General features: G+C 36.0%; 10 protein-coding genes. 8 read left to right on the forward strand and 2 right to left on the reverse strand.

Annotated features, from left to right (window positions below; all coding sequences use genetic code 11):
* The first annotated feature begins 98 nt into the window (after nt 1-98).
* Entirely contained in the window at nt 99-449 is a 351-nt protein-coding gene (locus EV200_RS04870; RefSeq protein ID WP_132529783.1) for a winged helix-turn-helix transcriptional regulator, read from the forward strand.
* A gap of 316 nt (nt 450-765) precedes the next feature.
* On the opposite strand, the gene EV200_RS04875 is transcribed toward EV200_RS04870, so the two are convergent.
* On the reverse strand, nt 766-1422 hold the full coding sequence (locus EV200_RS04875; RefSeq protein WP_132529785.1) for a hypothetical protein: 657 nt from the start codon (nt 1420-1422) through the stop codon (nt 766-768).
* A 700-nt stretch (nt 1423-2122) separates the two neighbouring features.
* Between EV200_RS04875 and EV200_RS04880 the strand changes: the two genes are divergently transcribed.
* From EV200_RS04880 to EV200_RS04900, 5 genes are all read left to right on the forward strand, one after another.
* Nucleotides 2123-3772 (forward strand): serine hydrolase domain-containing protein, encoded by a 1650-nt coding sequence (locus tag EV200_RS04880; RefSeq protein WP_165877859.1) that lies wholly within the window; start codon nt 2123-2125, stop codon nt 3770-3772.
* Between the two features lie 836 nt (nt 3773-4608).
* Nucleotides 4609-5040, forward strand: coding sequence for a cupin domain-containing protein (locus EV200_RS04885; RefSeq protein WP_132529789.1), 432 nt, complete (start codon nt 4609-4611; stop codon nt 5038-5040).
* Between the two features lie 24 nt (nt 5041-5064).
* Entirely contained in the window at nt 5065-6030 is a 966-nt protein-coding gene (locus EV200_RS04890) for an NADP-dependent oxidoreductase (RefSeq protein ID WP_132530638.1), read from the forward strand.
* A gap of 4 nt (nt 6031-6034) precedes the next feature.
* The gene (locus EV200_RS04895; RefSeq protein WP_132529791.1) at nt 6035-6946 is read left to right on the forward strand and encodes a helix-turn-helix domain-containing protein; all 912 of its coding nucleotides are present in this window, start codon (nt 6035-6037) and stop codon (nt 6944-6946) included.
* Between the two features lie 438 nt (nt 6947-7384).
* Nucleotides 7385-8227, forward strand: coding sequence for a M12 family metallopeptidase (locus EV200_RS04900; RefSeq protein ID WP_165877860.1), 843 nt, complete (start codon nt 7385-7387; stop codon nt 8225-8227).
* A gap of 201 nt (nt 8228-8428) precedes the next feature.
* Here EV200_RS04900 and EV200_RS04905 read toward each other — a convergent pair whose 3' ends face one another.
* On the reverse strand, nt 8429-8794 hold the full coding sequence (locus tag EV200_RS04905; protein ID WP_132529795.1) for a response regulator: 366 nt from the start codon (nt 8792-8794) through the stop codon (nt 8429-8431).
* A gap of 951 nt (nt 8795-9745) precedes the next feature.
* Between EV200_RS04905 and EV200_RS04910 the strand changes: the two genes are divergently transcribed.
* Nucleotides 9746-10804 (forward strand): NADH:flavin oxidoreductase/NADH oxidase, encoded by a 1059-nt coding sequence (locus tag EV200_RS04910; protein WP_132529797.1) that lies wholly within the window; start codon nt 9746-9748, stop codon nt 10802-10804.
* A gap of 16 nt (nt 10805-10820) precedes the next feature.
* The gene (locus tag EV200_RS04915; protein WP_132529799.1) at nt 10821-11372 is read left to right on the forward strand and encodes an antibiotic biosynthesis monooxygenase; all 552 of its coding nucleotides are present in this window, start codon (nt 10821-10823) and stop codon (nt 11370-11372) included.
* Nucleotides 11373-11839: the final 467 nt, after the last annotated feature.

Consider the following 11839-nt stretch of genomic DNA (forward strand, 5'->3'; position numbering starts at 1 on the left):
TCTATTTATAATTTAACACAAAATTATTTCATTACTTACCACATAGCAAGTACGCACAAAGTTGTGCGCACTTGCTATGACAATTGATTGACCAAGCGATGTACCAAAAAAAAATCCCGATTAGAATTGAATGCGGCCTGCACATATTTAAAGAACTATTAAATGGCAAGTGGAAACTGATGCTGATCTATTATATTTCAGAGCAGATAAAAAGACCAGGAGCACTGCAGAAGAAAATAGCGGTAGACAGGCGGGTAATGAACAAGCAGTTAGATGAATTGGTAAAATATGGATTTGTAGATAAATTTTCTTTCGACACTAAAATTCCTAAAGTTGAATATCAGCTAACACCTTTGGGATTGAGTCTGTTGCCGATAATAAAAGATTTGGAGCAATGGGGAGAAAACAATAAAGCTGTTTTAGAGGCGACGCTTAATGAAAAACCGTGATAAAATCATTAGAAGACGGCATAATTTAAGTACATCAGTGAAATACCTTAACGATGAGTATGTGTTAAATTACGTTTCAGCTATCTATATATAACCTCTTAAAAGTGTTTCTTCATTCTATATAATTTGATTAGATCTCTGTCTGTCCTGCGATGCCCAAACCAATATCATTATCTCACCAGCTCAGTAAAATATCCTTCGTTTATTGAGTCAGATTTTCCTTTAGCAATAATTGGTATAGATATAAATTTACAGCTATTGCCATTCTGGAGGTTTTTATGGTAATAGATAAACCACTGTCAATCGACCTGGTCTACTAGATTTTTCCGCCCTTCTTCAAACCCGCTAAGATTATAGTCGAATAATTAGTGTCACCTACTATAGGCAAATCTATTGTACAAGTACTAAAATCCTTACTCCACTTAACTATAGGTTGCCCGGTTTTGTTTAGCGTATTAATAGTAATAGCAACTTTATTCGCAATCGGTCTCCATCCTAAAGCAACCCCAACGCCTCTTTCAGGATTCAAGAATTCTCCGATAGTAGTTAAAGTTGTCATGCTAAGTTCGTAGCTATTATCTGTTAATTTAACACCATTTGCATTCAATGTGATATGCAATTTGCCCTTGATTTTCGAAATTTCTTTAGCACATGCAGCTTTTTGTTCAGCTGTGGTATTTACAGCTGTTTTTTCGGCTGAGTTTAATATATCAGTGCCATAAACTTTATCAAAATACTTACCTAAGTATGAACTTAAATAAGAAAAAGTTGAAATGTCAAAAGAGCGCTTATCAGACATAATCCTGGTAAACATTTCCGATGGGCCATTAATAGTGACGCTTTCTTGTATAACCTTAGCCCTTGACCAATTATATTTTTGTTCAAGTGTTTCTACAATATCGGCAGTTGTTTGTGCCTTTGTATAAAAAGGGGTGGCTAAGCAAAAAATAGCGCAAAATAAAAAGAGTCTCATTTATTTAATTTTTTAGTAGATGATGATTTAATAAATAGTGTAGAACCAAAAGAAATTTAGATTTCAATTTAGTTTCATGATACAAATTAATTTAATTTTAGTTCCGGTGGTAAGTTTCAATTATCATTAATAAACAATTATTAGTGAATCAAATTTCATTTAAATGCACTCATTTTTTGTTGAAGTTCAAATCAAAACCCGTAGTTAGTTAAATAACAGTTTTTTCGACTAATAGTTTTATAATAGCTTAGAAATAAATAGATAGTAGATTGAATCAGCTGAGGAATGATCGATAGAATTCGTTCCCCTGCCTTGCTTTATCTATAAGTTTGATCATTTAATGGTTTGGATTGAGTTGGCATAAAAAGCTATTATCCTTATTTAAAATATTATAATTTCTTCATTTTGTGAGTCTGATTTCTTATTAAACATGAGTTAGGTGTTATCAAAAAACGACCGTTTTTTGATAATTGAATGTTAGTAAAAAACTCGTTCTTGTAGGAATGATATATCCGGCAACACATCGACACTGAGCATTTATAAAACCAAGATGTAGGTGAAGCGCAGTTGATGCGCATGTTGCTAACTTCAGAGGCTGAATACTTATCGTTTTTAAATATTAAAATTTCAGCCTGTAACTTAATTCACATTACTGGTGTCTTATCTTGAGTCGCTTACAATGCTTAACAATTACACATCAATGAAGAATATTTATCTGAGTATTTGTTTTAGTATTTTGAGCTTTTTAAATGCTCAGTCACAGGAAAAACTAAGTATCCAGCCAAAAATCGATGCTATATTTAATAAAGATAGCAATCCGAATGGTCCTGGATGTGCAGTCGCTGTTATCAAAAACGGAAAAGTGATTTTCAAAAATGGATACGGACTAGCGAACCTAGAATATTCAATTCCAATAACAACAGCGAGTGTATTTGATGTAGCTTCTGTTGCCAAGCAATTTACCGGTTTTGCTATTTCTAACTTAGTTCAACAAGGGAAAATTTCTCTTTCTGATGATATTCGCAAATATCTAAATGAAGTCCCTGATTTTGGGCGAAAAATAACAATTAGTGATCTTATTCACCATACAAGTGGCTTAAGGGACTGGCCCGAAACTTTACAAGCAGCCGGTTGGCGTTATGAAGAATTATGTAGTTTTGAGGACATTATGAATATGGTAAAGCATCAGAAAGAACTAGACTTCGATCCAGGAACAGCTTATTCATATTCAAATACAGGTTACAATTTATTGGCTGCCATCTTGGAGAAGGTTACCAGTCAATCATTTACCGCCTGGACTGATAAGCATATATTCAAACGGATGGGAATGTCGAAATCTTTTTTTTTAAGCGATGATAGCAAGCTGATCAGGAATGAAGCTTATTCCTACTCAACAGATGCCAGTTCTAAATTTACCAAATTGCAAAATGTACTGACTGCCTACGGCTCGAGTTCATTGTATACAAACATTAATGATTTGACCAAATGGGTAATCAATTTGCAGGCCGGTATATTGATGAACGATCCGGTTTACACCCGAATGCTGGAAACTGGATCGTTGAACAGCGGTACTAAAATAAATTACGGTTTCGGGTTGGAAGTTGGAGAAGATCAGGGCCGCAGAACGGTATCACATACAGGAGCATGGTCTGGCTATCGCTCTGTTGTTAGATTATACCCAAAAGAAGGATTAGCTATTATAATCCTTTGCAATGGGAATGACGACCACATGATTGTTGACCGTCTAACTGAACTTAGTAAACTTTTACTCCCAGGCAGTAATACAAAGCCACTTTTAGTTACCGAAAAGCAAACACCTGATCTTAAGTTGGGCTTGGACTTATTAACTAAGTATAGTGGCAAATACAAATGGGGTCCAGGAAATATAACATTTTCAATAGATCATGGACAATTGCAATTTCAATATACAGGTGAAGATAAATACCCACTACAAGCTTTAACTGATTCTACTTTCATGCTTGCTGTCGCTGGTCTGCCTGTCACTTTTTCTAAGCCTGTGAATGATCAAGCGGAAACATTTACTTTTAAATCTATAAAAGGAAAACGAACAATCGCGTTTATACCCACTAAAGCTCAATTATATGACTATTGTGGAATATATTATAGCAAGGAACTTTTTACACAATACACTGTCGACATTCAAAAGGATAAATTAGTTATTCAACACTTCCGGCGAGGTGATTTTGAACTATCTCCCGATTCAGATAACTCTTTTACTTCAGATATAGGAACTATCAGATTTTTAAAAAGCAATGAAAATAGAACGGATAGTTTTTCTTTATCTGGAAGTAAGGTTAAAAACGTGACCTTCAACAAGATTAGCTTGTGAAGAAGTAAGATAGACGTAAAAAAAAGAATCCCAATTTATTAAGATATCAAACAGAAGATTTACGATAGGATTTTCTAAAATTCAAAACTTGTTCCTATATATAGGAAGGCAGGCCGGTCACCCTAGGATTAACTAAATTGCTAAAGAACTGTTACATTCCTATCAAGGAACTGTAACTAACTGTTCTATTAAAAAACCCTCGTTATTTAATTAGTTTCAGAGGTGTAACTTAAAGTTTTTCTCCAATAACCCAAACCGCTCCTTAACGATTCTGCCCAAACTTGGTTTTTTCCCCTTATTCTCATAAACCCATTCCATTAATCAAACGAAATATTTAGTTTTTGATAATGAGTAAATGACAAAATTTGAGGATAATAAATATTTGGTCTCAGCCAGATTTTTCTCTTTGCTGTAACTAGAGAAAAAAAAATTAGAAAGACTGGAGTGGGATGGATTCCTTCGTTTTTTGAGACTGATTTCTTATTAACCGTTAGTTAGGACTTATCAAAAAACGACCGTTTTTTAATAATTTTCATATTCTCTTAAATAGGTCCTTTTAATCAAAGTCAAGATCTTTTCTGTCGAATTAAAATTTATGAAGTTAGTTTTAGTAATGGAGATTTGGAACTTACTTCGGTAAAAACCATGCCATGATACATTTCGGATATAATAGAAGATCGCTAATAAGAATTAAAATATTCAAACGAGCGGAAAAAGGCTAAGGAACAATTTCAAGATCTAACTGGTTTTTTGACTTAAACAAAAGGTGTTTCGACTAACTCCATCTTTCAATCAATTCTAACCTTTGTATCACAGAGAAAAAGAAGTGTTGAAAAATGGAAAAAGTTAAAATTCATAAAGCCGGAAGCCTTCCAACTAACCAAGCAACAGAAATCAGTTTCACAGGCGAAGTTTTAATCAGCAATTATTTTGAGTGCGAAAACCCAAGCAAACTAATAGTCGCCTCCGTTACTTTCAAACCTGGTTCACGTACCCCTTGGAAAATAAACCCTTTTGGCCAAACGCTTATCATAATCAATGGTATAGGTTGGGCACAATGTGAAGATGTAGTTGAGATTAGATCTGGCCACATCGTGCAATTTCCGGAAGGGAAAAAGCACTGGGATGGCGCAACTTTTAATCACACACTTTCTTACATTGCTCTTCACGAATCTAAAAATGCAAACGCTGTGCAGTTTCTAGAAAAAGTACCAAATGAAGAATATTCAAAAGGACAAACTCTTCTCAATCAAAATCCTAACGAGTAATTTATTCAAAAGAAAAAAATGTTTATGAAAGCAATTAGAATTAGCGAATTCGGACTACCGAAAGTAATGGAATTAAAAGAAATAGACAGGCCTGTTCCAAAATCAGATGAAATTTTGGTGAAAGTGTATGCAAGCGGCATAAATCCTGTAGATCTTGTGATACGTGCTGGCAGTAATCCTGCGCTAAGCTATAATCTCAGCTTGCCGATGACGCTTGGTTGGGATACAGCAGGTATTATAGAAGAATTAGGAGATGAAGTAGCCGGATTTCAAAAAGGAGATGCCGTTTATGGGGTGCCAAATTTTCCAGGTGACGGGAGCTATGCAGAATATGTTGTTGCAAAAGCATCACAATTTGCACTTAAACCAAAGAATATTTGTTTTAATGATGCAGCAGGAATTCCATTGGCCGCGCTTACTGCGTGGACTGCTATGTTTGAATTTGGAAAATTAAAAATGGGTCAACGGATTTTAATTCAAGGTGCATCAGGAAGTGTGGGTGGTTTTGCTGTGCAGTTTGCAAAATCAATGGGTGCGTATGTAATAGGAACGGCGTCGGCAGATAGCTTTGATTATCTTAGACAAATCGGCGCAGATGAATTCATTGACTACAAAACACAGAAATTTGAAGACTTAGTATCGGAAGTCGATATTGTATTAGAGGTTTCATCAGTTCGTGATAATAATGAAAGGTTAAAATCCGTAAAAGTCTTAAAGAAAAATGGTATTTTGGTTAGCGTAAATACCGATTTTGCGTTTAATGATGAAGTACTTCAAGCACTTGACAGAAAGAATGGTAAAGGCGAACTATCCGCCAACCAGCCAAGAAAAAAATGGTTGGAAGAAATCAAAAAACTTATAGAAACGGAAAAAGTAAACGTTCCAAAAGGTGTAGTTTTTCCATTGGAGAATGCAATTGAAGCCCATAGTTTAATGGAAAGCAAATCTGCTAAAGGAAAAATGATATTACAGGTAAGAAAAGAGAATTAAAAAAATGAAGCACATTAAAAGCATCAGCGAATTTCACGAATACACTAATCTGCCCAAACCCGACCATCCGTTAATTAGCGTTATAGATGTTGCAGATGCAATTCCGGATTCACATAGTAGCAATTCAGCGCATTTGGTATTGGATTTTTATTCGATCGCTGTCAAAAGAATGCACAATGTAAAAGTAAAATACGGACAGCAACCGTTTGATTTTAACGAAGGTGTGATGTCTTTTATGTCGCCCAAGCAAGTGTTTAGTATGACCACTGACAACACAGACGAAGTAGTAAAAAAATCAGGATGGGCTATTTATATCCATCCTGATTTCATTTGGAATACATCTTTGGCAAAGACGATCAATAAATATAATTTTTGGGATTATACACTAAACGAAGCGCTGTTTCTCTCCGAAAAAGAGGAGGCAACCATCAACCATATTATTCAAAATATTAGAAGGGAGACGCAATCCAACATTGACAAATTCAGCAAACAAATAATTATCTCGCAGATTGAAACCCTTTTGAATTACGCTGATAGATTTTACAGCCGTCAGTTTATTACAAGAGAAAAAAGTAACCACCAAATATTGGAAGATTTTGAAATTATAATAAACGATTATTTCAACCGGGAAAATTTAATTGATGAAGGTTTACCAACCGTTCAACACATTGCACAACAATTGAATGTTTCCCCAAAATATCTTTCCAGTTTATTACAAATGCTGACCGGACAAACTACGCAGCAACTTATACACGATAAACTGATTGAGAAAGCGAAAGAAAAATTATCTACATCACAACTTACGATTAGTGAAATCTCCTATTCATTGGGGTTCGAACATATCCAGTCATTCAGCAAACTTTTTAAAACAAAAACAAATCTTTCGCCAAAAGAATTCAGACAGTCGTTTAACTAAAAAACATACACTTTCTGCAACGGCCACCACCGTTTTTTATAAAAGTAAATTCTTTAAGCATTCATAAGGCTATATAAAATTGTAGTTCAAATTATAGCGTAGTTAGTTTTTACAATAATGATAATTCTGATGTAAAAAACATAAATCTTCTTTTGATGATGTACATGATAATTCCCTCTTTAGATTAATCTGTAATATCATGTTGTATAAATTTAAGCAAGTCGCTTTTTTGAGAATACACAAGTCTGTGCAGGCGTTAAAAGGGAAAACCTTTTTAATCCAGCTTGTCAGTGTGACAAGTGATATATCAAACTCAGCAGATAGTTCCCGTTAGAAAAAAGGCGTTCTTCATGACAGCTGATGAGCTGCGTATGTGAAATTTCATTTTTAAATATTATAAAATACACTATATTAGTATTTAAACTACAAATTATAACTATGAAAAAGACAAATTTAATTGCGCTATCTTTTATGGGATTGCTATTGCTCTCACAGGGGTGCAAAAAAACAGACAACAATGCGCAACCAGTTTCAGCGGAACAAAACCCTGCTGGAAAAAATGTGGAATTGAGACAGGGCTACTATCTGGGTTCGTTAATCAGTTACGAGCGAATTGACGGTAGAAACATTTTTAATGGCGATATGGTTATTCCGGATGAACAGATTACCATAAAACTCCCGGAAGTTACAACCGAAGGACACGGCCCGGCAGGAGCATATAAGTGGCCAAACCACAAAGTTTCATATAGATTTGCCGCTGGATTTACCACTGCTCAAACAAACACTATCTTAACCGCCATGGCCGACTGGACCGCAAAATCCGGAATTATCTTTGAGGCTGTAACTTCGGGCTATTACCTGACTATACAGCCAGGAAGCGCGAACAATTGCACTGTAGGCTATGTAAGCGGGGCAACAATGAATCTTTCAAATCCAGAAGCAAAAGGCATTGTCGTTCATGAGCTGGGGCATGCCATCGGGTTACATCATGAGCAGCTTCGTGCAGATCGTGATGCTTACATCTCTGTAAAATGGGATAATATAACTACATCAGCACAATCTGGATATAATAAACTTACAGGCATGAACTATGGTGGGACGACTTTTGACATCAGTTCTATTATGCTATATGGATCATACAATGGATATGGCGCGATAAATAGTAGTCTTCCAACCACGACACGATTGGATGGTTCCACCTGGATCGATAATTCCTGGAGTGGTACAAAATCCCCTTCCACCAAAGATGCCAGCTGGGTGAAAACCATTTACGGCATTTAATGATCTGCAGGCACAGGAATTTTCTATAAAAGGCGAAATGCATATTTCACTGTAAAATTCTTGTGCCTGATTATCCAACTATATTCACCGTTACTTGCTTAGATCATTAACGTTTTGAAATAGCATGTTTTTTTTCAAATTAGGCTATTTAAGTCGTTTTTCAAAGTATGAATATGGTTCGTTTAATGAGATAGATTGTACTCAAGCGCTAAGGAGTTCTTTGATATGGAACAAAAGTTGGCTACTTTCGAATGGCTTTCCGATAATGCCATCTGCAAGGCAGCCTATTTGGGAGATATCGTCATAACTCAATCCAGTAAGTAACAGCACCGGAATATAGGCGGTTGAATCGCTGTTTTTGAGCTCATCGCAAATGGTCCTGCCGTCGGCATCTCCCAGGTTTATATCGAGGATAATAAGATCAGGGTTAAAATCTACGATAACTTCATAAATTGATTGATGTTGAGAGGATGATCTGACTTCAAAATTTTCCTGATAAAGAAAAGCTTCAAGGGCTTCAAGCAATGAAAGATCGTCATCAATTACCAAAATTTTGTTTTTGGTCATAATACCTTCTTTAAATATAGTCACAAATGTAGTGTAAAATGTTAAGCTTTAATCTAAGTGCTACGGATGTTGTTATTGGAATTTTGTTTAGATGTATCATATTATTTACATCTGCGCGAACATTGAGTTTTATTTTTTTTGAAAATTAATGTTCTAGATTTTTACCTTAGTATAATATAACAGAATATGACCGAAAGCGAATATTACACTTTGCTAAAAAAAGGCGTCTTATTGCATTGCGGAATTGACGAAATTAGTGATAGTTCCTTTAAGGTGATCTCAATTCGGATATTTGAGCAGGATCAGAATTATGTTTCAATAAGCTCTATTAGAAGATTTTTTTGTCCCTTACCGCACACTAGTGAAGTTTTACCATTTGTACTGAATAGCTTTTGCCAGTTTATAGGTTATGATGATTGGTTAAGTTTTAAGAAAAATATACAGGTGTCGTTAAATTAATAGACGTTGAAACATGATATTATTTCAACCCAAGATTTCTATAATTTACGAATCAACATTTGATTTACTTATGTCAGAAAGTTTGACTATAGCATTGACAGTAACAGTACTGTACTAATAAGAAAACAATACGCAAGCTTTACGAATATTTATAAATCACTTACTTCATTTGAACAATGAAATGTCGATCAAAGAATGGTTGTATTTTCGGTAAATGCAGTGCTGGAGAGGCTTCAGTCATTAGGGCAGATTAACCGGTAGATAAGAATGCCAAATAATGATTTTACAATGGTCAGATTAAGGGCGCATGATCTGAAAACCACTATTTCCAATATGGGTTTTTACCTCTGGTGGAACGACGTTTAGATCTTCTTGGAAATCGGGACTCAAAGAGTATAAAAATTAAAAAAGTCTTAAATGAGTTGAGCGATCTATTCACCATAGCTTTAACTTAGGCAAAAACAATCTTAAAAAAACACAACTTTAAAAAAAATGAACTTATTCTCATCGCTAAACCTTCGGGATCTTACCTTGAAAAATAGAATAGTCGTATCGCCAATGCAGCAATATAGTGCCAAAGATGGAATACCTGGCCATTGGCATCTGGTGCATTTGGGCAGTCGGGCAGTGGGTGGCGCAGGGCTTATCATAACCGAATGCACGGCTGTTTCTCCTGATGGTCTTGCAACTTTAAGTGATGTAGGGATATGGAATGATGAACAAATGGAAGGCTGGAAAACAATTGTAAATTTTGTTCATGAGCAAGATTCGAAAATCGGGATCCAACTGTGGCATTCAGGGGGTAAGGGAAGTCTTTCTCACCCGAATATGGGCATGAAGCCACTTTCCCGTCAGGAAGGGGGATGGACGGTTAAATCTTGCTCTGCAACGATAATGAATGGTGTAACTCCTCAGGAATTGACTGTTGGTGAAATTCTGGATTTGCAAACTAAGTTTGTGGAAGCGGCACTTCGCTCGGTTGAGGCAGGATTTGATACCATTGAACTACACGCTGGTCACGGTTATTTGTTTCATCAGTTTTATTCTGCACTTATCAATAAAAGGACGGATAAATATGGAGGTTCTCTGGAGAACAGAATTCGCTTTTTGGTTGAGACCGTCCAGGCAGTCAGGAACGCAATTCCACAGGGAATGCCGCTTATGGTAAGGATTTCTGCAGTAGATTATGTGGATGGGCCTGAGGGATGGAAGTTGGATGATAGTATAGCGCTTTCAGAAATTCTGAAGGAAAATGGGGTTGATTTTATTACTGCTTCTGGTGGTGGCTTTACAAATGTTAGCAAAGACAAGGTGTACCCGGGTTATCAAGTACCATTTGCCACAGCCATAAAAGGGCAAGTTGGGGTGATGACAGGTGCAGTGGGCATGATTACGGACGCTGTACAGGCAAATGATATCATAGTCAATGGACAGGCCGATCTGACGATTATTGCCAGGGCGCATCTGCGGGATCCCTATTTTGCTATCCATTCAGCAAAAGAACTTGATATCGAAACCGCTATTCCATGGCAATATAAAAGAGGGTTTTAATTAATAGCATATCTACATGGAAAAACAAGGGGCATCTGTTGTAATTACCCATCACATTCTGGAGGGTAAAGAGAAAGAATATGAGAAATGGCTAGATGAAATTGTACCCATGTCAAAGCATTCTCGTGGGTTTATCGATCTTCAGATTGTAAGACCCATACCCAAGTTGACATTTGTTTATACCGTTATCATCCGATACGATACCATTGATAATCTAAAAAACTGGATGGAATCACCAGCTAGGGAGGCGCTAATTGAAAAGGTAAGTCCATTTTTCAGAAAACACGATAGATATCAGGTAAAATCCGGGCTGGATTTTCTTTTCAATGCAGAGAACGAGGGTACAAAGGTTCCTGTCCGCTGGAAACAGTATTTGGTAACCTGGTCTGCCATCTATCCGCTAAGTATATTAATCCCTTTATTGATTTTCCCTATCCTGCACGCCATTCAAATTACTACTAATCATTATTTTGATGCGCTGGTCAGCTCAGGAGTTATCGTCTTCCTAATGGTTTATGTCGTTATGCCCAATTATACCAGGCTCATAAAAAAATGGCTTTATAAATAATAGCTGTTTTTATATTGGTCTACAAACAGCCTAATTTGTCTATTTCTGTTTGTCAATTTTCACTTTGTCGCAATTGATTCATGGAGAGTTACAGCTGAAAGAAAGATCTACAGTAGGGGAATGGATACCTTCGTTTTGTGAGACAGTTGTTGTCTTCTGCGTCGAATGTTGCAGAAAGAATTTTATAGCTGAAAGAGAATTTTTGCTTTGTGATATTTTGAAATAATTCCCTAGTGTGATGCTACTGTTTTCTAACCTCACTTGCGAAACTCTCGGATTATATATTTTTTATATCATCCCTCAATGTAATTACATTTCAAGTCTACTTATAAATTCAGAAAAGATTGCCCCATAGAGATCAAAACTTAATTCCTTCGATTTTCATTCAATTAGCATGTTGATGAATGGTTGTTAGATACATTGGTATATGAATGGGTGTATTCGAGAATGTTTGAGTCTGCCAGATT

It is taken from the genome of Pedobacter psychrotolerans (genome assembly GCF_004340665.1).
GTDB classification, from domain to species: Bacteria; Bacteroidota; Bacteroidia; order Sphingobacteriales; family Sphingobacteriaceae; genus Pedobacter; species Pedobacter psychrotolerans.